The 22,264-nt window shown below is 52.6% G+C and carries 24 protein-coding genes, 1 tRNA gene and 4 pseudogenes; 17 read left to right on the forward strand and 12 right to left on the reverse strand.

Annotation, left to right across the window (positions count from 1 at the left end):
• Positions 1-5: 5 nt before the first annotated feature.
• On the reverse strand, positions 6-569 hold the full coding sequence (locus ACVKSX_RS07915) for an NAD(P)H-dependent oxidoreductase (RefSeq protein WP_187512296.1): 564 nt from the start codon (positions 567-569) through the stop codon (positions 6-8).
• Between the two features lie 218 nt (positions 570-787).
• Positions 788-1,111, reverse strand: a complete 324-nt coding sequence (locus ACVKSX_RS07920; protein WP_187512295.1) for a superoxide dismutase — start codon at positions 1,109-1,111, stop codon at positions 788-790.
• A 141-nt stretch (positions 1,112-1,252) separates the two neighbouring features.
• Between ACVKSX_RS07920 and ACVKSX_RS07925 the strand changes: the two genes are divergently transcribed.
• Together ACVKSX_RS07925 and ACVKSX_RS07930 are read left to right on the forward strand one after the other, a co-directional pair.
• Complete coding sequence (locus ACVKSX_RS07925; protein ID WP_010259037.1) at positions 1,253-2,152, forward strand: LysR family transcriptional regulator; 900 nt, start codon at positions 1,253-1,255, stop codon at positions 2,150-2,152.
• Between the two features lie 302 nt (positions 2,153-2,454).
• Positions 2,455-2,781 carry a SymE family type I addiction module toxin gene (locus ACVKSX_RS07930; protein WP_323169951.1) on the forward strand — a complete coding sequence of 109 codons (327 nt, stop codon included), beginning with the start codon at positions 2,455-2,457 and terminating at the stop codon, positions 2,779-2,781.
• Positions 2,782-3,098: 317 nt separating this feature from the next.
• Here ACVKSX_RS07930 and ACVKSX_RS07935 read toward each other — a convergent pair whose 3' ends face one another.
• Positions 3,099-3,422, reverse strand: a complete 324-nt coding sequence (locus ACVKSX_RS07935) for a hypothetical protein (RefSeq protein ID WP_124889764.1) — start codon at positions 3,420-3,422, stop codon at positions 3,099-3,101.
• A gap of 498 nt (positions 3,423-3,920) precedes the next feature.
• Between ACVKSX_RS07935 and ACVKSX_RS07940 the strand changes: the two genes are divergently transcribed.
• From ACVKSX_RS07940 to ACVKSX_RS07970, 7 genes and pseudogenes are all read left to right on the forward strand, one after another.
• A complete protein-coding gene (locus ACVKSX_RS07940) occupies positions 3,921-4,148 on the forward strand; it encodes a putative hemolysin (protein WP_089414547.1) in 228 nt (75 codons plus the stop codon).
• A 129-nt stretch (positions 4,149-4,277) separates the two neighbouring features.
• Positions 4,278-4,490: a hypothetical protein gene (locus tag ACVKSX_RS07945; protein ID WP_033779622.1), complete on the forward strand. Its 213-nt coding sequence runs from the start codon at positions 4,278-4,280 to the stop codon at positions 4,488-4,490.
• Positions 4,465-4,614 (forward strand): annotated as a pseudogene (locus ACVKSX_RS07950) (LexA family transcriptional repressor); the annotation flags it as partial. The gene ACVKSX_RS07945 and the pseudogene ACVKSX_RS07950, both read left to right, overlap by 26 nt.
• 199 nt (positions 4,615-4,813) lie before the next feature.
• A complete protein-coding gene (locus tag ACVKSX_RS07955) occupies positions 4,814-5,617 on the forward strand; it encodes a DUF3289 family protein (protein WP_064689933.1) in 804 nt (267 codons plus the stop codon).
• Positions 5,610-6,056 carry a DUF943 family protein gene (locus tag ACVKSX_RS07960; protein WP_022626081.1) on the forward strand — a complete coding sequence of 149 codons (447 nt, stop codon included), beginning with the start codon at positions 5,610-5,612 and terminating at the stop codon, positions 6,054-6,056. The genes ACVKSX_RS07955 and ACVKSX_RS07960 overlap by 8 nt, the downstream gene beginning before the upstream one ends.
• A gap of 370 nt (positions 6,057-6,426) precedes the next feature.
• Positions 6,427-6,549, forward strand: a pseudogene (locus tag ACVKSX_RS07965) (transposase); the annotation flags it as partial.
• A 478-nt stretch (positions 6,550-7,027) separates the two neighbouring features.
• On the forward strand, positions 7,028-7,522 hold the full coding sequence (locus ACVKSX_RS07970; RefSeq protein ID WP_022626083.1) for a hypothetical protein: 495 nt from the start codon (positions 7,028-7,030) through the stop codon (positions 7,520-7,522).
• A gap of 4 nt (positions 7,523-7,526) precedes the next feature.
• Here ACVKSX_RS07970 and ACVKSX_RS07975 read toward each other — a convergent pair.
• From ACVKSX_RS07975 to ACVKSX_RS07985, 3 genes and pseudogenes are all read right to left on the reverse strand, one after another.
• Positions 7,527-7,739 (reverse strand): annotated as a pseudogene (locus tag ACVKSX_RS07975) (hypothetical protein); the annotation flags it as partial.
• Between the two features lie 54 nt (positions 7,740-7,793).
• Positions 7,794-8,480 carry a hypothetical protein gene (locus tag ACVKSX_RS07980; protein WP_022626084.1) on the reverse strand — a complete coding sequence of 229 codons (687 nt, stop codon included), beginning with the start codon at positions 8,478-8,480 and terminating at the stop codon, positions 7,794-7,796.
• Between the two features lie 537 nt (positions 8,481-9,017).
• Entirely contained in the window at positions 9,018-9,203 is a 186-nt protein-coding gene (locus ACVKSX_RS07985; RefSeq protein WP_242458835.1) for a hypothetical protein, read from the reverse strand.
• Positions 9,204-9,427: 224 nt separating this feature from the next.
• Here ACVKSX_RS07985 and ACVKSX_RS07990 point away from each other — a divergent pair.
• Positions 9,428-10,588 (forward strand): annotated as a pseudogene (locus ACVKSX_RS07990) (tyrosine-type recombinase/integrase).
• A gap of 18 nt (positions 10,589-10,606) precedes the next feature.
• On the opposite strand, the gene ACVKSX_RS07995 reads toward ACVKSX_RS07990, so the two are convergent.
• Positions 10,607-10,683, reverse strand: a tRNA-Arg gene (locus ACVKSX_RS07995).
• A gap of 94 nt (positions 10,684-10,777) precedes the next feature.
• Positions 10,778-11,281 (reverse strand): DUF1198 family protein, encoded by a 504-nt coding sequence (locus tag ACVKSX_RS08000; protein ID WP_029519430.1) that lies wholly within the window; start codon positions 11,279-11,281, stop codon positions 10,778-10,780.
• A 173-nt stretch (positions 11,282-11,454) separates the two neighbouring features.
• On the opposite strand from ACVKSX_RS08000, the gene folD reads away from it, so the two are divergent.
• Both folD and ybcJ read left to right on the forward strand, forming a co-directional pair.
• Positions 11,455-12,321, forward strand: coding sequence for a bifunctional methylenetetrahydrofolate dehydrogenase/methenyltetrahydrofolate cyclohydrolase FolD (folD, locus tag ACVKSX_RS08005; protein WP_010671240.1), 867 nt, complete (start codon positions 11,455-11,457; stop codon positions 12,319-12,321).
• Positions 12,322-12,534, forward strand: coding sequence for a ribosome-associated protein YbcJ (gene ybcJ / locus ACVKSX_RS08010; protein WP_003849455.1), 213 nt, complete (start codon positions 12,322-12,324; stop codon positions 12,532-12,534).
• Between the two features lie 27 nt (positions 12,535-12,561).
• Here ybcJ and ACVKSX_RS08015 read toward each other — a convergent pair whose 3' ends face one another.
• Both ACVKSX_RS08015 and cysS read right to left on the reverse strand, forming a co-directional pair.
• On the reverse strand, positions 12,562-13,668 hold the full coding sequence (locus ACVKSX_RS08015) for an AAA family ATPase (protein WP_010671239.1): 1,107 nt from the start codon (positions 13,666-13,668) through the stop codon (positions 12,562-12,564).
• A 33-nt stretch (positions 13,669-13,701) separates the two neighbouring features.
• On the reverse strand, positions 13,702-15,087 hold the full coding sequence (gene cysS, locus ACVKSX_RS08020) for a cysteine--tRNA ligase (RefSeq protein WP_010259051.1): 1,386 nt from the start codon (positions 15,085-15,087) through the stop codon (positions 13,702-13,704).
• A gap of 212 nt (positions 15,088-15,299) precedes the next feature.
• Here cysS and ppiB point away from each other — a divergent pair, with 212 nt between their 5' ends.
• The 4 genes from ppiB to purK all read left to right on the forward strand — a co-directional run bounded on the left by ppiB (position 15,300) and on the right by purK (position 18,209).
• A complete protein-coding gene (gene ppiB, locus ACVKSX_RS08025; RefSeq protein ID WP_033756818.1) occupies positions 15,300-15,794 on the forward strand; it encodes a peptidylprolyl isomerase B in 495 nt (164 codons plus the stop codon).
• Positions 15,794-16,510 (forward strand): UDP-2,3-diacylglucosamine diphosphatase, encoded by a 717-nt coding sequence (gene lpxH, locus ACVKSX_RS08030; RefSeq protein WP_192072491.1) that lies wholly within the window; start codon positions 15,794-15,796, stop codon positions 16,508-16,510. The genes ppiB and lpxH overlap by 1 nt, the downstream gene beginning before the upstream one ends.
• A 131-nt stretch (positions 16,511-16,641) precedes the next feature.
• On the forward strand, positions 16,642-17,148 hold the full coding sequence (purE, locus tag ACVKSX_RS08035; protein ID WP_010259054.1) for a 5-(carboxyamino)imidazole ribonucleotide mutase: 507 nt from the start codon (positions 16,642-16,644) through the stop codon (positions 17,146-17,148).
• Complete coding sequence (gene purK, locus ACVKSX_RS08040) at positions 17,145-18,209, forward strand: 5-(carboxyamino)imidazole ribonucleotide synthase (protein WP_354438518.1); 1,065 nt, start codon at positions 17,145-17,147, stop codon at positions 18,207-18,209. Before purE ends, purK begins: the two co-directional genes overlap by 4 nt.
• 257 nt (positions 18,210-18,466) lie before the next feature.
• Here purK and ybbP read toward each other — a convergent pair whose 3' ends face one another.
• On the reverse strand, positions 18,467-20,884 hold the full coding sequence (gene ybbP, locus ACVKSX_RS08045; protein ID WP_089414507.1) for a putative ABC transporter permease subunit YbbP: 2,418 nt from the start codon (positions 20,882-20,884) through the stop codon (positions 18,467-18,469).
• Positions 20,881-21,567: a putative ABC transporter ATP-binding protein YbbA gene (ybbA, locus tag ACVKSX_RS08050; protein WP_010259059.1), complete on the reverse strand. Its 687-nt coding sequence runs from the start codon at positions 21,565-21,567 to the stop codon at positions 20,881-20,883. Before ybbA ends, ybbP begins: the two co-directional genes overlap by 4 nt.
• Here ybbA and tesA point away from each other — a divergent pair.
• The gene (tesA, locus tag ACVKSX_RS08055; protein WP_010671236.1) at positions 21,535-22,161 is read left to right on the forward strand and encodes a multifunctional acyl-CoA thioesterase I/protease I/lysophospholipase L1; all 627 of its coding nucleotides are present in this window, start codon (positions 21,535-21,537) and stop codon (positions 22,159-22,161) included. The genes ybbA and tesA overlap by 33 nt on opposite strands.
• Positions 22,162-22,264: the final 103 nt, after the last annotated feature.

Raw genomic sequence — 22,264 nt, forward strand, 5'->3', positions numbered from 1 at the left:
GGCTATTAAGCCGTTGTGAGTTCCGTATTGAGCTGAGCAATGAGTTGCGACGCGTGTTGCTTTGCTGCAGCAATTTGCTGCGTGATAATAGTTTCATTACGACTGGCATAGCTTATCCCGCAGGTATAAACCGGTTTCTGCATCTCCAGATTGCAGAGCCGGGCGGTGGTTTCAAACTGAATCAGATAATCCTCCAGCTGATGACCAAAGACGCCATCTGCCGCGTATAACGCCTGCGGTGCGCCAGTGGTGAAGGAGAGGATCAGTTTTTTACCGCCGAGTCTGGCCGTCGATCCGTGCGCAAACCCATGAACAAATACGTCATCCAGCCATAACTTCATGAGCCCTGGCAGCGAATACCATGAGAAGGGAAATTGCCAGACGATAATATCTGCCTTCAGCAGTGCATCCTGTTCGGCGCTGACATTGATGTTGTTGTCCGGATAAAGTGCATCCAGACGACGGATTTCAGCATCAGGCAGCGCAGAAGCGACTTCATTAAGAATGGTAGCATTACCGACCGAATGGCTCAGGTCAGGATGACCGGAAATAATTAATATATTTTTCATTTTCAGTTTTTAATCATCTTTTTTTAACAGATGGCAAGGCGTTGGCGATGCCATCACGCGCTGGGTACTTTTTGCCGTCCGGCACCGTTTAATCAAATCCACTCGCTACGGCATCCGCCTTTCCTGCCGTTAGCGCTTCACGCGGCGTTTTTACTGCGCCGCCTGCCTGACACCTGTCGGATGACTGGTGACAACACACGGTAGCGGTTTGCGACTGATCATTGGGTGGCGCCCTCTTGCTGAGGCTTATACTCCGCAGCGAACAGGCTTTCCCAGTTGGTGAATGCACCTAACGGGATGCAGTCAAAACTCAGCAGACCGGCTTTTGCCAGCGGAAAGTCAGCCAGCAGGCTTTGGGCCCGTTCCACCGAGTCGCATTCAAGGAAAATCGCGACGCCGGGTCGATCCTGTCGGTAGTAAATATCGCGTAGCGCACCGGATTTATACAGACTCCAGGCATGGAAAGCTTCGGCAGTCAGATGAGGGTGATACTTTTCCAGCGTGGCTTCGGGCGCGGGTTTATCCAGACACAAAATTCGCATATCAATCTCCTGAGATTCACGGCCAGGGGGAACTGATAAGGAGTATATGCTCGCGATTTAGTGAAGATTAGGCCACTATTGACTCAAAGATATTTAGCCTGCGGCTAATAATAAGCAGCCCGATTGTGTCAGGATTATCCCGTGAACAACGCCATCTATAATCAGATACGCATCTTCCAGAGCATTGCCCGCGAAGGAAATATTTCATCGGCTGCTCGCAAACTGGAGATTACTCCCCCCTCTGTCAGTAAGGCGCTGAAGCTGCTTGAAGCGCACATCGGTCATCCGCTATTTGTGCGAACCACGCGCCGGATTGAGCTGACCGATGCCGGACAGCAGCTGCTGGAACAAACCTCAGCAGCGGTAGCCTCGCTGGAAAAATCGCTGGAAAGCATCCGTGACCAGAATCAGGAACCGTCGGGACTGGTCAGAATCACCCTTTCGCGCTTTGCTTATCTGCTGGTGCTGAAACCTGCGATGGCCGCTTTCTGCCAGCAATATCCCGGTATTCAGCTGGAAATTTCGGTATACGATGGCACCGTGAACATCATTGATGAACGCTTTGATTTGGGGATCCGGTTTGGCGACATTCTGGAAGGTGGCGTGGTGGCGCGACCGCTGATGAAGCCGTTTCGCGAAGGTTTGTATGCCTCTTCTGCCTATCTGGCAGCGTTCGGTATTCCAGAGTCTCCGTCTGACCTGCATCAGCACCGGCTTATCGGTTACCGGTTTATCACCAATAATCGTATTCTGCCGCTGATTCTGGATCATCATGGCGAACAGCTGACCGTTGAGATGCCGGGTCAGTTGATGAGTAATGATATTGAGGTGATGGCTGATGGCATTCGCAACGGGCTGGGTATCGGGCGACTGTTTGAACCGGTTCATAATTTACAGCCGGATAAAGAGGCTTTTATTCCGGTGATGGAGCGTTACTGGAAAACTTATCCGCCGGTTTATCTCTATTATCCTAAAAGCGCGGGTAAAACGAAAAGAGTAAAAACGTTAATCGACTTTCTGCTTAAGCACACTGCGGGTTAAGCACCTGTTACTGATAGCGGGCTTACTGGATGCGGCTAATGGCAGATATTTATGACGAGATCTCGCCTGTTTTCTTTCGTATATTCCGAACGGCGATTGCTTTCAGTTAATTGCATTTTTTTGAGATCGTTATCGTAAAATTCGCTGTTTATCAGATGATTAAAGTCACTGATTTACATCGATTTTCAGCTGGACTTTTCCTGCAATAGTTGATTATATGTACAGGTATTTAGCGCGATACAGAGGTGTTGGAGCACTCCTGTATCGCTAATCACAACCACTATTGAGTGAGAATAGAGATCATGACTGAGTCAGAGTGTAATGCAGTTGGTTTAAATTCAGAAGCCCCTTCCGCTTCCCAGCGCAAATTAACGGTGAGTTACGCCAGCCGGTATCCCAGTTACGCGCGTATTCCGTCGATTATCATGAAAGGCCAGTGGCTGGCTGCCGCCGGATTTACCACCGGCACCGAAGTAGAAGTAAAAGTCACGGCGGGCCGTATTGTGCTGACGGTCAAACCACCAGAGCCGGTCGATGAGCAGCTGGTTAACGCGTTAGCGCAGCTGAATAAGCTGCCCGCCAGGAAACAGAAGCAGGTTCTGGCTTTGTCGGGTGTGGTTGCGGGTTAGTGGCGTTGAGGTAAAAGGATGCCGCTTCTGGTTGGGGAGCGGCAGATCAGTATTGCTGGCAATAATTATCCGCGTTTCTATATTTAAAGGATCTTTTGCCCCGCTAGCGTAGCGCTCCCCCGTTTTAATCGCCTTTTATAATGAGATTACAGATAATCTATAGATTGGAATGATTTCTGAAGAATTATTAAATGTTTATTATCAGATTGTTATCGAAAAATACAGATTATCGATGTACACACTATGTTCCTGTAAGGATCGTACTACTATAAATAAGTGCCAGAAACAGGAATCAGATAACTAACTTTGGATAAAAATTAGCGCTTACATTCTCTGGTAAATTTATATGATTTCCATGCTAGGTTGAGAGGTGTAACAAAATAGATCACAAGAAATGCAAACGTCAGAACAACAATATATGGAATAGCATTTGAAGCATCTGCATTGAAAATGCCACCCAGCCCAATAAGCATCAAAATAATAAGAGCAATGACTCCGCCCCAGAAGCGTTTACTTAGATCAATCACGAGGCTTTGAAGTGTATCTTTTTTTGACTCGTCTTTTTTTATAATACTTTTGAGTTTACCGATCTCTTTATCGGAGAAGCCGTTATTATAGAGTTCTTGCTCAAATTCGCTCATCTGATTCATCCTGAATGCCGTTGCGATACGAGCAAAATATAGCACAGTGTACCTGAGCCATGCTAACCCTCCTCTTTACATGGGCGGCACCGGTACCGCCCGATGAAATTGTCTAGGCTACTGTCATTGCTGTGGTGTAACCCGTTAATCCCGCGATGGCTGCCCCTCCTTAAGTGCTCTATCAATGCGCCTGTTACAGCTGACGAATAAGCGGCCAGCAATGCAGCTGCTGAAAGCCGGTTGATGGGGCCAACGCAGCTCTGGCTGTAACCTGATGAGATGCGATCCCAAAGGTAAGGGATAGAGGTGATGCACTTAATGAACACGATGTATGTATAAATCCACACTAACTGGCGGGATTAAGCCCAGGTTATGATCTGATTTCAATGGCTACACAGGGTCACAATAGCCGTTTAATTAAACAGAAAAACCAGCGCGAGATGAAGCAGCGTGGATATAACGATTAACCCTCATCAATCTCTTCAGATAAGGTTAAAAATGAAAACAATTACAATCGCAGCGACCATTTTATTACTCACAGCCTGTGTACCCCATAATGACAGACAACACGCTGTGGGCATGGCTAACCCAGCCTCTGTGTATTGTGAAAAGATGGGCGGCAAGCTGGACATAGTGAAGGGCGCGGATGGTGAATCAGGTTACTGTACTCTGCCAGGCGGAGAGCGCATCGAGGAGTGGGCGCTGTACAGAAGGGATAACCAATAGACTCGTTAGTCGGAAGGGATATCAGGGCTGCTATCAAGGAGCCGTAAGAATGGGACGTGGCTTTATGAAAGGAGGATTACCAGCATACGGCCGCATTGATGTTCCTGATTTCACAAAGTGTGTAGTGCGATGAAAATACTGATATTTATTATAATCTTCTCCGCAACCTGGTTTCTCATACCTGAAAGCATCATCAGATCCCTGGTAGAAGGCCACATTAGCGGTGATGGTGAAGGCGCTATGGATAGTTTCGAATTCACAGTGATTGCACTTAAGGCGGTGCTTTCTGCTCTGCTGGCCTTTATCGGTGTCTGGCTATATCGCAAAGCTAACCAACGATAACGAAGCGACATTCAAGACGCTGTTCATCGACGGTATCCACAAGTACCTCAAGGGGCTGAACCCGCGGTGGCCTATGGTGCCGGTTAGAGGGAAGCAGATCAGAACGGGATTGCACACCAGATGAGTGTGACTTTCAATAGATGCTAATAGACATCCGAATAAATTAACCTGGCTGAACGCCTTGATATTCAAGGTTCATCACTGCATGATTATGTGGGCGTAAATGACTCTGAACATAGTAAATATTAATAAAATTCTTAATTTACCTCACAAATAGAAAATGTATAATACTTAATCATTTGACTGAAAGGGATTGATTTTGAATGAAAGGAATCGACAAAAAACTTATCATCTTCACTACAAAAAAAAGATTCAATGACAGAAATGCTGATGACATGCAAAGTGGCGACATGGATGCTGATATACTGAAAAAGCATTATCATCTCGGGCAAGTATCAACTTTCATCGACTGGACTACTTTTGGTCCCTCCTATCAGCATCCTGCTACTAATTCTATACAGCCAGTTAGTAGAGAAAAAGCCATTGCGTTGTTATATGATGAGCTACGCTCTCAGTCCTATGCCTTTTCTTTCCGAGGACCATACCAGGGCTTGATCATAAATCTTTTCAATCACATGCAACGTAGTAATGGAAATGATTTTCAGCATCCGTTTATGGATAATGCCTACAGAAATCTCATTTTGAGTGACAACTCTATCGATAGCACATTATCCATAATTAAAAACACTATCGAGCAATTTGATTTTAATAAGTCACAATTGACGAAAGAACATTTTTCAAATGTATTATCTAAAAGTCGTTTACCAAAATACACAAGATGGAAAGATTTTGTCAATGGCATGGGCATTACCGTCCATGACATAAACAGCACAGAAATTTCTATAGAAAGCCTGACCTTCCAGGGCAATAAATATACTGCGACTATCAAATACAGAGCACAAGACCATTTTGGCTTAGATAAAGAAGATATCTTAAAAGCTAAATTCAACTCAATTAGTTTCTTTAGAATATGGTTCGTTCTACAGAGGGCTAAGCATTTAGCTCAAAAGCCATTTTTCACAAATTCCGGAGCAACTATAACATTGACAGGAGAAACCAATGTTTAAATACAAAAGGATTGGAGCAGTTCTGATTTTGTTAATATCAGTATATTGCATATGGATTGCTGTAAGACCAGCAAAAATAGTCAGAGTTGATAATGGTGCAGTTTTTGTAGAACATTTACCGATGACTACAGAAGGAAAACTAAAATGGTGGTTAGAAAACAAAGATTCGCTTCAGAATAAATATCATATTATCAATACCCCAGATAACTTCACTGTTATCATCATGAACTTCGATGGTTATGAAAAGTTACCAACAGGAACCAGAGATGGTTCAATTGATGACTATACCTGCTTTGATGATACTAATGGCGAGCATAAGAAATGTGTATATAACAGCATAGCATTAATTATAAGAGGGAGCGTTAATGGAAAAACATTTATAAATATAGGAGATAAAACTTACATCCAGAATTCAGACGGTAGAGTAGCACTAAAATAAAAATGTATATTTTCATCAGCCGGAATCATAGTTAAAACGGGCGACCTTAGGAAAGACAGCCTACTTTATAATTTTTAAGTTATATTATTCTTTAACAACCTCATCACCTTCACTAACAAAAGCAGAGTATATTTCGTCTTCTTTTGTGACTTTTTTGAATTATTTTTTAATGTTATCAATATCAACATCAAATACTAATTATGACAAAAACCACCAATCAACACTTTTGTATCTAACAAGTTAGGTTAATTAAAAAATTTCAACTATGCTCGTTATTTTCATTCAATCCTGAGAGACATTAACCTGCTCCCCGTTAATTAACACACCGCGAAGTTAGTAATGTCTTCATAAGCCACATGAGGACATCCCCATGAAGAAGCGTTTTTCCGATGAACAGATCATCAGTATTCTCCGCGAGGCCGAAGCCGAGGTTTCTGCACGTGAGCTCTGCCGTAAGCACACCATTTCCGACGCCACCTTCTACACCTGCCGAATCGCCGTCTGCAATCGCCGTGGCAATTCGCGTGGCCCCCAGGTTGATGTCGCGCTGATGAATAGACTGCTCCAGTTGGCTGTAACGCTGCTCCCATTCCGCTGTTTTAGTCTGAAAGCTTTCGTACAGCTGCTGGAAATTACCTTCAGCAGCCAGGCGCTCTTCTTCCTTGCGGCGCGCCTCTTCTTTTGCAGCGCGGCAGCGCTCATCGCTGGCTCGCTTCTCTGCTAGCAATTCTTCGTTCTTGCGCTTCAGTCCACTAACATCTTCAGGCTGAGGTAAGCCGTCAATCTGGCAGATATAGACATCACCCTGCAGCGCGTAAAACGCCTGTTTGACCTCATCGAGCTGTGCGTATTCCTCAGCGGTAAGCTGATACTTAAGTGGCATACATTCTCCTGAATGGATGTGTGCTGGCCCGGCCAGCTATAGGTTGGATATAAAAAATGTTAACTTTGTGTTTTTTAATGGAGGGATCATGTCTACTAAGTCGAAATCGGTATTTATTACTTCTATATTCCCTGTTCTATGTGCTTTAGCTGGGGCAGCGGTAACGGCAATATTTGGATGGTTAGGCAATTATCAGCAGGCAAACATTTCATATAAAAACGCCTGCATAATTCGCATAGATCATCAAGAGGAAAACTTAAGGGAAAAATATTCTACGTTTTTGAAAGCCTGGATTCACTTTTCATACTCTCCGGATATGAGGCATCGCAATAACGAGATTTTAAGGAATTTAGCGCAACCTTTGGCATCGGCCGCCATAGATATGGCCGCATACGCGCCGGATAAGCTTTCCAATTTGTCTTACGACATCGGCGCTGCGTTAAACTCTTCCATCAACAGTAATGACGATGTAGAAATACAAGAAAAATCCATTAGAGAAGCCATTTCGCTCACCGGAAAAGCTAATAGCGCCTTCAGAAATGCACTTAAAGAATTAGATACGAAAAGAGGCCAGTGTGGTTAGCCGTTTCAGTGGATACCTGCTTGGATACTTCACATTTGGATACCAGCGCATCTGCCTTGGCTTTTACCTTCGCCTTGAGGTCGCGCTCCCATCCGTCACGTTTTGCGCGCTTGTTTATCGCGCCGTGAGTAATACCATGCTGTGAAGCTATTTCGCGGATAGACATCAAACCAGCCCGGTAAGCTGATTCGATGGCCTCCCAATCTGGTGTTGCCATATTCACCCCAATATAAAGGGCCGCATCAGCGACCCTATGTTTATTATTGGCTTTTTAAAAGCCCATACTTTTTTTAACTATTTCGGCAACAAGAGGCCATGCTACTTGATTTGCTGATTCCCACATCGAACCGAATGCCTTAGTCAATAGTTGCCTCGCAGACCCCGCATTCCCTTCTTCTGCCTGGCTAACTGCTGCTTTTACATCACTTATCTGCTCTTGAGTTACAGGCTTTCCTTGCTGTTCCAATATTTGAATGAGCTTCATTACTACGTCATTACTACCGTCAACAGTGTTATTCATTGTCTGAGTGACAGTCTCACCTGATGCTAATTGTAAGTTGCCTATCTCGCCGCCGCTGATGTGAATATTGGTCACCACCCTTTGCACGTTTCTCGGCTTGTTAGGCGGCTGCCTAGCTGACTTGTAGCCCTTCTCTGTAAGGTAAACGTATTCTTTTTTGCTATACATACCGATAATGATCACGCCAGAGTTGGGATCATTATCATAAACTGCCATTGGACCTGTTTTAATGTATCCCTGCTTTTCTAAATCAGAAAAGGCGATCTCAAAATCAACTTTAGTGACTTCTTCTGAATTACATACAGCCGTAGCAACCAACTCAATCCTAGGACCTTCATAGCCTTTCTTTAAATCTTCTGCGCCATAATCTTTTTCGGTAAACTCTGCAAAAAGAGTCCCTAATATTTGCTTCGATGCTTCGTCCAGTGGAGTAGCCATTTTTTATCCTCAGAGGTAACGAATTAGGATAATGGCTAATGTGACCACTCAATTCAACCCATTAAAAATGACAGGCTGCACTAAATTTTTTAAGTTTGCTTCTGCTGGCTAGAGCACTACTAGCGATGAGCTTAGTAAAGGCTACTTTCTAAGGCTGTTCTTCACTTCGGTGATGATCCGCTGCTGCATGCGGCTTAATTCGGTGCGGTGTCGCCGCTCCTGCCGCAGGTAAATCCATAACCTATCCAGGTCATTACCAGCGCGCCGATGCAGGCATCAGAGAGGATGTTGTAGATTGAGTACCCACTCATTGGGTCACAGTTCCGCAGTTGGCTTTCCACGTCTTGTTGTGGGGTCAGGATGGCCTGCTTTGTGGCGTCATCCAAAGCCAGTAGGTCAGCCCTTGTCAGAATAATTGGCTTCACCCAGTTACAGGATGTATCAATCACCTCAGTCCTTGCGGGTCCAGTCACGGAGCAGCTCGCCGTCAACAGCGCTACCAGGCATGCGAGAAACAGTATCCTGTACATCTGCAGCTCATTTGATGGTGTCTTGCTGGCGTCTTGTTACTGCCTGCTGTGACTCGATGGCGGATTTGGTTTCTCGCTCTGTGGCGGCCGTTTCAGCTTTAGTCTTCCCTTTGGAATGACCAATACCGAATGCTCCAGCAACCAGAGCAATCAGAACGCCAATGCCGCTGATGATCATCTCGATAGTCGTCATCACTTTTTCTCCGGATCAATACCAGCGTCAATTTTCTGCTCGTTGATGTCTTTGTCTGAGGCGATTTTCTTTGCCCCGATATAACCCGCAGTGGCGAAACCAAAAAAGAGGCCGAATGTGACATCAGATAGCGTCCCTCTATATGCCTGCCAGCCAACTACGCCACAGCATACCAGGAAGGCCAGCGCCGCTTGTGTCCGGCTTGCACATGAGAAGAATAAATCATGTCGATCTTCCGCAGAGGTACCATCTGGTATGGGAGCTACACGACTCCAGGCGGGAAGCGCATTAAGGAATATCGTGACACAGAGGACCGAAAGCAAGCACAGGAGCTTCACGACCGGCGAAAGGCTGTGTTATGGCGAATAGAGCGGCTGGGTGATTTCCCTGACGTGACGTTTGAAGAAGCATGCCTGCGCTGGCTGGAAGAGAAAGCGCACAAGAAATCACTCGATGCTGATAAGGGCCGGATCGGATTCTGGCTCATGCATTTTGAGGGGGTATTGCTGAAGGATATCAGCGAGGCGAAGATTTACGCCGCGGTCAGCAGGATGACCAACCGTAAGGCAAAGGAGAGATGGGACCAGCGCGCCGTATCGATGGCGAAGACAGGACTGGATATCGGGGAGTACAAACCGACTGCCGTTTCCACCTCCACCAGGGCAAAGCACCTGGCATTAATGAAGGCGCTGATGCGCGCAGCAGAACGTGAGTGGAAGTGGGGCGAGAAGTCGCCGGTTATCAAAGTGCCGCAGGAAAGAAATAAGCGGGTACGGTGGCTCGAACCCGCTGAGGCAAGGCGACTGATTGATGAGTGTCCTGAGCCGCTCAAGTCTACCGTAGAGTTTGCACTGGCAACAGGATTGCGCCGCTCAAACATCGTTGACCTGAAGTGGTAGCAGATTGACCTGCAGCGGAAAGTGGCGTGGATATACCCGGAAGAAAGTAAGTCAGGCAGAGCTATTGGCGTAGCGCTGAATGACCTGGCTGAATCAGTCCTGAGACGACAAATCGGCCGGCACCACAATTGGGTATTTGTTCACACCGAATCGGTGAAGAGGAATGACGGCACGACTACGGCAAGCGTCAGGAAGATGCGAGTCGATTCAAACACTGCGTGGCGCGCAGCACTGAAACGATCTGGCATTGAGGACTTCAGGTTTCACGACTTGCGGCATACCTGGGCAAGCTGGCTAATTCAGGCCGGTGTTCCATTATCTGCACTGCAGGAAATGGGCGGCTGGGAAAGCATTGAAATGGTCCAGCGATATGGGCACCTTGCACCTAACCATTTAACGGAGCATGCACGGCAAATTGATGCGATTTTTGGCAGTCGTGTCCCAAATCTGTCCCATGTGGAAAATCTGGTAGTCGGAGGGAGGTGATAACTCGTTGATTTTATTTGGTACGCCCTACAGGATTCGAACCTGTGACCTACGGCTTAGAAGGCCGGTGCTCTATCCAACTGAGCTAAGGGCGCATGGAGATGGCACGGATTATACGTCGGGAAGCGGGTACGTCAACGTTTTTGCCGTTTCTCCGCAGCGAAGTGCTGCGGTAATGACCAATTGGCGTCAGTGACGCCTGCGCCATTCGCTGAGCGACACGAGTTTACTGTTGTCGGTAAATTCTCCTTCCAGCTCAATCCCTTGTGATGTGAAACGCGCATTGTATTGCTCACGAAGTGCATGCAGCGCCTGGATGTCCGGCTCCAGCTGGCGCAGAAAGCCCAGCGCGAGCAGCAGCTGCTGGCGGCTAATAAGCGGTGGAAAACCGGCTCGACTGAGAATCGCATGCCAGCGCTGGCTATTCTCCTCACTGCCGTCAACAATGAACACCTGCCAGATCAGCAGTACCGCTGCGCCATTATGCAGGTGCGTTTCATTATCCTTGCTGAGATAGTCGGTAAACTCTTTCGCCGCCTCTTTCCCCATCATAGAGATCATTGATTCCACCTGTACCGGTGGCAGCTGCAGCCGTTTGCTGAGCCGCTGAGCGGCATGGCGTGAGCCAGCGGTGAGCAGCTGAAATCCAGCGACAAACACCACCGCCAGAGTAGCAAGCATTATCCAAATCATTACATCGTCCCCGGATTGTCCTGCAGATATCATACGCATGCAGGCTGGCACTCGTCGCGACGAAAAAGCCGGAAAGCACATACGCGGCTGAAACTGTAACTGACAGCGCGCCGCGCTTCTGACAAAATACCCCCCTTCCCCGATTCAACACAACACAGTGGATTTCCTCTCTGATGGCAGCAAAAATTATTGACGGTAAAACGATTGCGCAGCAGGTGCGCGTTGAGGTTGCGGAAAAAGTGAAGCAGCGTCTGGCCGCCGGAAAACGCGCGCCGGGTCTGGCAGTGGTTCTGGTGGGTGAAAACCCGGCATCACAGATCTACGTGGCCAGCAAACGCCGCGCCTGTGAAGAAGTCGGTTTCCACTCCCGCTCCTACGATCTGCCTGCCACGACCCGCGAAGCTGAGCTGCTGGAGCTGATTGATGCGCTCAATCAGGACGACGAAATCGATGGCATCCTGGTGCAGCTGCCACTGCCAGCCGGCATTGATAATGTCAAAGTGCTGGAGCGCATCACGCCTGATAAAGATGTCGATGGATTCCACCCCTATAACGTCGGTCGTTTGTGTCAGCGTGCGCCAACCCTGCGTCCCTGCACGCCACGCGGTATCGTGACGCTGCTGGAGCGCTACAATATTGACACCTACGGTCTGAATGCCGTGGTGGTTGGCGCATCCAACATTGTTGGTCGTCCGATGAGCATGGAACTGCTGCTGGCGGGCTGCACCACGACCGTCACCCATCGCTTTACCAAAGATCTGCGCCATCACGTTGAGCATGCCGATCTGCTGGTCGTTGCAGTGGGTAAGCCAGGGTTTATTCCGGGTGACTGGATCAAACCGGGCGCCATCGTCATCGACGTGGGCATTAACCGGCTGGAGAGCGGCAAAGTGGTGGGCGATGTTGATTTTGACAGTGCATCCGAGCGCGCCTCCTACATTACCCCGGTGCCGGGCGGTGTGGGTCCAATGACAGTAGCAACACTGATTCAAAACACGCTGCAGGCGTGCGAAGAGTTTCATGATAAAGAGGTGGTTTAAATGACAAGTTTTTCACTGGGTAAATTCCCGCACGTCGATCTGTGTGACCTGCTGAAACTGGAAGGCTGGGTTCAGAGCGGCGCACAGGCGAAAGTCGTGATTGCCGAGGGTGAAGTGAAGGTCAACGGTGCGGTAGAAACCCGCAAGCGCTGCAAAATCGTAGCCGGTCAGACCGTGGAATTCGCGGGTTTCCGCATTACTGTGGTCGAGTAATTTCCGGGCGTCCCTGCGGGGACGCTGTTACACCCGCTCATCCCCCTTTACGCATGTCTCCCCTTCCCGCTGTTCCAGTGCAATATGATTCACCGCCGTATGCTGCGCTATCAACGTCGCGAGCCGGGGTGAATGGCTGGTGATCCAGAGCTGACTGAACTCGCTGGCTTCGGCGATTAAGCGCGCCAGCGCAGGCAACAGATCTTCATGCAGGCTGTTTTCCGGCTCATTCAGTGCCATAAAGGCAGGCGGACGCGGGCTGAGCAGTGCGACAACCAGACAGAGAAACCGCAGCGTGCCATCAGAAAACTCGGCGCTCTCCAGCGGACGCAGAATGCCCTGGCGCGACATCAGCATCTGGAAACGGCCATTCTGCACATCGACATCAAACTGGCTGTCGGGAAACGCCTGTTCCATCACCTCAGACAGGAGTTCGGAATGACCACGCTCAACAATGGTCGCCCAGGCCGCCGCCAGATTGCTGCCATCATGGCTCAGCACCGGCGCACGCACGCCAATCTGCGGTGCCCGTATCGGTGAGCCAGGCCAGACCGCAAACTCATGGTAAAAGCGCCACTGCTGCAGACGTTCGCGCAACTGCGAAAGCTCCGGATAGCGATGCGGTTCGCCAAGCTGACCAAACAGCGACTCTTCGGGATGCAGCACCGCCGGATAGGCGACGCGCTCGCCCTCAACGTTGTGCAGAAAGGCAGTCTGATTTTCGCGCTGCATAATACAGGCGGAAGGACGGCGCTGCTGACCGCTCAGCCAGAGTCGCTCCTGCTTCACCAGCGGATCGAGATTAAACAGGCTGGTCACCAGCGGCTCGGGAAAGCCAATCTCCAGCTGGTAATCCATGTCATCCATCACCACGGCCAGCTCCAGGCGCTTTGGATCGTGTCGGCGATCGCCCCGGCGTAAGCCGCCCGCCCACATCGCTTTCTGAATGCCGCCTTCTTCAGCCAGCGCCAGTGCCAGGCGACCGCTGGCCGCCTCATGCAGCAGCCGCACCGCTTTGTAGAGGTTGGATTTACCGCAGCCGTTAGGACCGCTCACCACATTCAGCTGCTGCAGCGACAGCGTCAGGTTACGTATCGAGCGGAAGCCGCGGATCTGAATCTGTTCAATCGCCATAATAAAAAAGGGCGATTGCTCGCCCTCTCCGGTTTATTTTCGACGCCAGCTGGAGCCCTGTGGCCCATCCTCGACGATGACACCCAGCGCGTTAAGCTTGTCGCGCGCGATGTCCGCTTCCGCCCAGGCTTTGGCGGCGCGCGCATCGGCACGGGCTTTCACCCAGTGCTCAATCTCGGCAACCTCTTCGTCATTGACCTGCGCGCCGCTTTGCAGGAACAACTCAGGGTCCTGCTGCAGAATGCCCAGCACGTTGGCCATCTCGCGCAGCTTCGACGCCAGCCCGTGCGCTGAAGCGCCATCTTCACTTTTCAGGCGGTTCACTTCACGCGCCATGTCGAACAGCACCGAATAGGCTTCCGGGGTGTTGAAATCATCATCCATTGCGCTGCGGAACCGCGCTTCAAACGCTTCGCCGCCGTGGGCAGGCACGCTGCTGTCGGTGTGACGCAGTGCCGTATAGAGACGCTCCAGCGCCGCACGCGCCTGATTCAGGTTATCTTCGCCGTAGTTAAGCTGGCTGCGATAGTGACCGGACATCAGGAAGTAACGCACCGTCTCCGCATCATAATGTTGCAGCACGTCACGCACGGTGAAGAAGTTACCGAGCGATTTGGACATCTTCTCGCGATCAACCATCACCATGCCGGAGTGCATCCAGTAGTTGACGTAAGGACCGTCATGGGCGCAGCTCGACTGGGCGATTTCATTTTCATGGTGCGGGAACATCAGGTCTGAGCCGCCGCCGTGGATATCGAAATGGGTGCCCAGCTGTTTGCAGTTCATTGCCGAGCACTCGATGTGCCAGCCGGGACGACCGTTGCCCCACGGCGATGACCAGGCTGGCTCATCCGCTTTGGACATTTTCCACAGCACGAAGTCCATCGGGTTGCGCTTCACGTCGGCGACTTCAACACGCGCGCCCGCCTGCAACTGCTCCAGATCCTGACGCGACAGCGCGCCGTAATCGGTGTCGCTGAGCACATCGAACATCACGTCGCCATTGTCCGCCACATAAGCGTGACCGCGAGCGATCAATGTTTCCACCAGCTCGATAATCTCAGCGATGTGACGGGTAGCGCGCGGCTCCTCATCGGGCGGCAGAATCCCCAGCGCAGCGAAGTCGTTGTGCATCTCGCCAATCATGCGGTTAGTCAGGGTTTCGATGCTCTCGCCGTTTTCGTTGGCGCGCCTGATGATTTTGTCATCAATGTCGGTGATGTTACGTACATAATTAAGCTGATAACCGAGGTAACGCAGGTAGCGCGCCACCACGTCAAACGCCACGAACGTCCGCCCATGACCAATGTGACAGAGGTCATACACCGTGATGCCGCAAACATACATCCCGATTTTACCGGCATGAATGGGTTTGAATTCCTCTTTCTGTCGACTCAGGGTGTTATAAATCTTAAGCATTGAACGGTTCCGTTTTCGCGTGTGGTTGGCACTTTTAAGTATCCAGACATTGTGCCGTATTTTTATCGCTCGCGCGACGCAAAGCAAGCCAACTGCGCCGCGCTGCTGACGCGTCATTGGAAATTATGATATAAGAACGGTCGACAAAAAGGGGGACGCCCATCGACAGAGCGACCTCAGCAACTGATGACAACCTTTACAGGACGACAAAAATGGTAACTTTCCAGACGAACCATGGCGATATCGTAATCAAAACTTTCGATGATAAAGCGCCGGCAACCGTAAAGAACTTCCTGGATTACTGCCGTGAAGGTTTTTACGACAACACCATTTTCCACCGCGTAATCAACGGCTTTATGATTCAGGGCGGCGGCTTCGAGCCGGGCATGAAGCAGAAAGAAACTAAAGACGAAATTCAGAACGAAGCCAGCAATGGCCTGAAAAACACCAAAGGTACGCTGGCAATGGCACGTACCTCTGCGCCGCACTCTGCGACCGCACAGTTTTTCATCAACGTAGCTGACAACGACTTCCTGAACTTCCGTGACGAAAGCGTTCAGGGCTGGGGCTACTGCGTATTCGCTGAAGTGGTTGAAGGTATGGATGTGGTCGAGAAGATCAAAGCGGTCTCTACCGGCCGCAGCGGCATGCACCAGGATGTGCCAAAAGACGACGTCGTTATCCAGAAAGTGACCGTCAGCGAGTAATGTCGCGCACGCTGTTTATCGCAGATCTCCATCTGTGTCAGGAAGAACCGGCGATTACCGCCGGTTTTCTGCATTTTTTACAGCGCGAAGCGCCCCACTGCGACGCGCTCTATATTCTCGGCGATCTGTTTGAAGCCTGGATTGGCGACGACGATCCCAATGCGCTGCATCAGCAGGTGGCCCGCGCCCTGCGCGCCCTGCCGGTTCCGGTTTACTTTATCCATGGCAATCGCGACTTCCTGATTGGCCGACGCTTCGCGCAGGCCTGCGGCATGACGCTGCTGCCGGAAGAGCAGGTGCTGACGCTCTACGGCCATCGGTTGCTGATCATGCACGGCGATACGCTCTGTACCGACGATGCGGGTTACCTGCGTTTTCGGGCCAAAGTGCATAATCCCTGGATCCAGCGGCTGTTTCTCGCGTTGCCGTTGTGGATCCGTAAACGCATTGCTGCCCGGATGCGCGCCGACAGTAAACAGGCCAACCAGCATAAATCCCAGACCATCATGGATGTGAATCAGGAAGCAGTCGTCGCCACTATGCTGCGTCAGCAGGTGCCGCTGTTAATCCACGGTCACACTCATCGCCCGGCGATTCATACGCTGAGCCTGCAGGGTGAAACGGCGCAACGCGCAGTGCTGGGTGCCTGGCACAGCCGGGGTTCCATGATCCAGCTCGACGCCAGTGGCATTCAGCTTATCCATTTCGACTTTTAATCTGCGGTTAAATCCACGACCTTAAGCCCGACGCAACCGTTTTCCTTGCGTGCTTCTCATGCTATTCTCGGTGCCCTTCAAAACCTGTCCGCCCGGCCAGGTCTGTTTGTTCATTCACAGGAGTTGACCCCATGTCATCCAACGCCCCGGCCCGCATCGCCATTGTTATGGGTTCCAGAAGTGACTGGGCCACCATGCAGTTCGCCGCTGAAATCCTCTCCAGCCTGGACGTCCCTTTTGATGTTGAAGTGGTCTCTGCGCACCGCACCCCGGATAAACTGTTCAGCTTCGCCGAAACGGCAGCCGACAAGGGTCTTCAGGTGATTATTGCTGGCGCAGGTGGCGCGGCACATCTGCCGGGTATGCTGGCGGCAAAAACGCTGGTGCCGGTGCTGGGTGTGCCGGTGCAGAGCGCAGCACTGAGCGGCGTCGATAGCCTCTATTCGATTGTGCAGATGCCGCGCGGTATTCCGGTCGGTACGCTGGCGATTGGCAAGGCGGGCGCAGCCAATGCCGCGCTGCTGGCGGCGCAGATTCTGGCGCTGCATGACAGTGCGCTGGCGTTACGCCTGACCACCTGGCGTCAGAGCCAGACCGATGAGGTGCTGAACCATCCCGATCCGCGGGTGGATGCATGAAGCCGGTTTGCGTACTGGGCAACGGCCAGTTAGGTCGTATGCTGCGTCAGGCGGGTGAACCCCTGGGCATCGCGGTGTATCCGGTGGGCCTGGATGCCGATCCCACCGCGCTCCCTATCGCCGACAGCGTGATCACCGCCGAAATCGAACGCTGGCCGGAGACGGCGCTGACGCGTGAGCTGGCCAGCCATCCGGCCTTTGTTAACCGCGATATCTTTCCGCGTCTGGCGGATCGTCTGACGCAGAAACAGCTGCTGGATCAGCTGGGACTGGCCACCGCGCCGTGGCAGTTGCTGGCGGATAAAAGCGAATGGCCAGCGGTGTTCGACTCGCTGGGCGAGTTAGCGATTGTGAAAAGCCGCACCGGCGGTTACGACGGCCGGGGTCAGTGGCGTCTGCGTGCCGATGAGACTCACACCCTGCCGGAGGCGTGCTACGGCGAATGCATCGTTGAGCAGGGCATCAACTTTTCCGGTGAAGTCTCACTGGTGGGGGCGCGCGGTCACGATGGCCAGGTAGTGTTCTATCCGCTGACGCATAACCTGCATCAGGATGGCATTCTGCGCACCAGCGTTGCGCTGCCGCAGGCGGATCAGACACAGCAGCAGCAGGCCGAAGCGATGTTGAGTGCGATCATGCAGGAACTGAATTACGTCGGCGTAATGGCGATGGAGTGTTTCATTACGCCAGAGGGATTGCTGATCAATGAGCTGGCGCCGCGCGTCCATAACAGTGGGCACTGGACGCAGAACGGTGCGTCGATCAGCCAGTTTGAGCTGCATCTGCGCGCCATTCTTGGCCTGGCATTGCCGCAGCCGGTGGTGTTTGCGCCGTCGGCGATGGTCAATCTGATTGGCACCGACGTGAATCTGAGCTGGCTGCAGCAGCCGCTGGTGCATCTGCACTGGTATGACAAAGAGGTGCGTCCGGGTCGTAAAGTGGGCCATCTGAATCTGACCGACAGCGATACAGAACGGCTCAGTGCTGCCCTTAACGCGCTGGTGCCGCAGCTACCGGAAGCGTACGCCAGCGGCATCGCCTGGGCGGTTGAAAAGCTGTAGTTTCCCGCACCTGAGTCTGATGATGGCTTTACCAGGCAGCTTAGAGCGATTGAGCAGTCGCCTTTAAGTCAGAGGGAGACGCCGGTAACGGGAAACGATCGCAAAGACGCAAAAACGGCATCCCTGCCAGCTCGGCACGCGCCATCCCTGGCGCGTGACGCTTTGCTCTTCGTTTCCCGTTACCCGCTTGCTGGTGATGGGTGCGATCTGGATGAAGGTCAAAGGCGGGCTTAGTGCAGCCTTATGCCTACACTCCCTCACGCCGCATCAAACTTCCTGAACAGCGCCTTCCCTTTCAGTAATCGGATCCCCAGCCAGCCACCGCACAGCGATAACAGCAGCGCGCCACACAACGGCAGCGCTAGCCACAGGGTCCAGTCAGGCTGCCAAGGGAAATCGAAAATCTTTGTCTGTAATCCCCATAACGCCGCTTCTGCCCCCATCGCCGCCGCCACGCCGGAGACCACGCCGAGCAGCGCAAACTCACACCACAGCGTCGTGCGCAGCAGGCGTTTACCGGCACCCAGCGTGCGATAGACCACCAGCTCCTGACGCCGCTGACGCATACCAACCTGAATCTGCGCCAGCAGCAGCAGCACGCCACAGGCGGTCACCAGCACCACCATGATCTCCAGTGCCTGGCTGACCTGCGCCAGCACCTGGCCGATCTGCCGCATTATGCTGCCGATATCCAGCAGACTCAGCGCTGGAAAAGCACGGTTAAGCTGCGCCAGCAGAACAGGATTCGCCTCCATGCGGAAGCTGGTGAGCCAGGTCTGCGGCTGGCTGTCGAGCGCGCCCGGCGGGAAGATAAAGAAGAAGTTCGGCTTCAGGCTTTCCCAGTCCACTTTACGCAAGCTGGTAATGCGCGCGCTGAAGGTCTGCGTATCGCCATCGAACGTCAGGGTATCACCGAGCTTCAGCCCCAGCCGATCGGCCAGCTCCACTTCCATCGACACTTCACCCGCTTTGGGTGGCCAGTTGCCTGCCACCAGCGGATTATGATCCGGGCGATCGGCCAGTTCCGTCAGGTTGAGTTCACGGTTCAGGGCATTATCCAGCTTCGGATCGGCCGGTTTACCGTTGAGTTCACTGAGCCGTACCCGCGCAATCGGGTAAAAGGTCCCGGGCGTGATCTGATGCGACTGCAGGAAATCACGCACCTGCGGCACCTGATCTGCCGTCATGTTCAGCAGGAAGAAGTTCGGGCTATCCGCCGGTAACTGCTGCTGCCAGCGATCCAGCAGATCGCCACGCATTACCAGCAGCAGCGCCAGCAGCATGAACGACAGCGAAAAGGCCGCAAGCTGGCTCAGCGTCATGCCGGGCTGGCGCAGCAGCCGGTTGATCGCCAGTCGTAACGCCAGGTTGCGCACTACCAGCCGACGCAGCAGCAGCAGGGTTCCCCAGCCGAGTAGTGCCAGCAATCCCGCCAGCACCACCACACCCGCCAGCAGCGCCCAGAGCATTTTACTGCCGCCAACCAGCAGCGCTAACAGCGTCACCACAACAGCAATCATCACCGGAATATAGATCTTCAGCGGCCAGAGGTTCGCCACCGCATCGCGCCGCAACACCCGCAGCGGCTGCGTCGCCAGCAGCAGACGATAGGGACGCAGACCCACCAGCAGCGAAATCACAAACAGCGATCCCACCGCCCAGATCCATGGCCAGACGCTGGCCGCCGGTAAGCTGGCAGGCAGCACGGGTTTCAGCATCGCCATCAGGATCGCTTCAACGCCCTGCCCCACCAGGCCACCGGCAATCGCCGCCAGCAGCAGTACCGCCAGCCACTGACCGATGATCAGCCGCTGCAACGCGCCGTGCGTCGCACCCAGGGTTTTCAGCACCGCCACCAGATCGTAGCGGCTGCGGCAATAGTGGCTCATGGCGACCGCCACGGCCGCAATCGCCAGCATCAGCGTCAGCAAGGCCGAGAGCAGCAGGAACTGCTGCGCGCGCTGCATCGAACGGCCCAGTGCATCTTCCGAGTTCTCTACGCTGATCCAGCGCTGGTCCGCCTTCAGCTGCGGTTCAATCCAGCGGTCATAGCTGGCCAGCTGATCGGGATTACCGGTAAACTTATAGCGCCAGGTGATGCGACTGCCTGGCTGAATCGCACCGGTTTTGGCGGCATCCGCCAGATTGATCAGCAGACGCGGCGCCATCTCAAACGGGTTAAAGCCGCCATCCGGCTCCTGGATCACCTCGCCGCTGATGCGCAGCTGGGTGTCACCCACTTCCAGCGTGTCGCCCACTTTCAGGTTCAGCAGCGCCATCAGGCGCGGTGCCGCCAGCGCAGTACCCGCCTGCGGCCTCAGCCCCGGTGGCTGCGTCTGCAGCGTGCCAAACATCGGGTAGCGATCGTCCACCGCTTTTACTGAGGCAAGCTGCGGTGACTGATCGGCAAAGGTCATGGTCATAAAGGTCAGCTGACGGCTCACCGTCAGACCGGTTTCAGCCGCTTTTGCCAGCCAGGCTTCTGGCGCTGCATCACTGCTGCGCAGCGTACGGTCGCCGGCCATAAAATCACGGCTCTGCTGATTCAGCCCTTTTTCCATGCGATCGCTGATCGACCCCAGCGCCAGCACGCAGGCGACCGCCAGCGTCAGGGCCAGCCAGACAATCAGCAGCGAGGGCGAACGCCACTCGCGCCAGAACCAGCGCCAGATCATTGCTCCTCCCACAATTTACCGTCGCGCAGCCGCAGGCGACGATCGCAGCGCGCCGCCAGTTGCTCGTCATGCGTCACCAGAATCAGCGTGGTGGCGAAGTCGCGGTTAAGGGAAAACAGCAGATCGGCAATGCGGTCACCGGTTTTACGATCGAGATTGCCGGTCGGTTCATCGGCAAACAGCAGACCAGGACGGCCACTGAAGGCGCGGGCCAGCGCCACGCGCTGCTGCTCGCCGCCTGAAAGCTGGGCGGGCAGATGATGCAGACGTTCACCCAGTCCGAGCAGCGTCAGAAGCTCTCTCGCCTGTTCACGGCTCTGACGGTCGCTGTCGCCGCGCAGCAGCGAAGGCAGCTGCACGTTCTCCTGGGCATTCAGGGTTGGCACCAGCATAAATGACTGGAATACAAAGCCGACCTGCCGGGCACGCAGGGCCGCACGCTGCTCTTCGTTCATCTGGTGCAGTGGCTGCCCCAGCAGATGGACTTCGCCGCTGCTGCCATCGTCCAGCCCGGCCAGAATTCCGAGCAGGGTTGACTTGCCGGAACCGGATTCGCCAATCAGCGCAATGGTCTCAGCTGGTTTGACAACCAACTCAACTCCGGTAAGGATGGTTAACTGATGCTCTCCCTGACCGACGGACTTAGTAAGATGATGAACTTCAACAATGTTTTCCGCTGGCATTATCCCTTCCTGTTATTGATTCTTCTGCTGGTGTCGCGTCTTGCTGCTGCAGATACGCTGATGGTACTGGGCGACAGCCTGAGTGCGGGCTATCGCATGTCTGCCACCGCGGCATGGCCCAGCCTGCTCGATAAGCAGTGGCAGCAAAAACCTAAAGTGATCAACGCCAGTATCAGCGGTGATACGGCTGCACAGGGGCTGGCGCGCCTGCCCGCACTATTAAAACAGCATCAGCCGCAATGGGTGTTAATCGAATTGGGCGGTAACGATGGTTTGCGCGGTTTCCCGCCCGACGCTATCGCGCAGAATCTGAGTAAAGTTATCGACGATGTTAAAGCCGCCAATGCGAAGCCGCTGCTGATGCAGATTCGTCTGCCTGCCAACTATGGCCGCCGCTACACCGAAGCGTTCAGCGGCATCTATCCCGGATTAGCGCAGCAGCATAACATTCCTCTGGTGCCCTTTTTCATGGAACAGGTTTATCTGAAACCCGAGTGGATGCAGCAGGATGGCATTCATCCTAATCCTGATGCCCAGCCTTTTATCGCCCAGTTAATGGCAAAAGACCTGGCCCCCTTAGTTAAGCAGCCGTAGCGCGCCTGGATGCGCAAAAAGGGTAAAGAAATGAAAAAGCACTTTGCCGCATATAATAAATTATTTAAATCAATAATTTAATATCGGTTTTTTTGTTATTGGC

This window comes from Pantoea sp. PvP021, assembly GCF_054056055.1.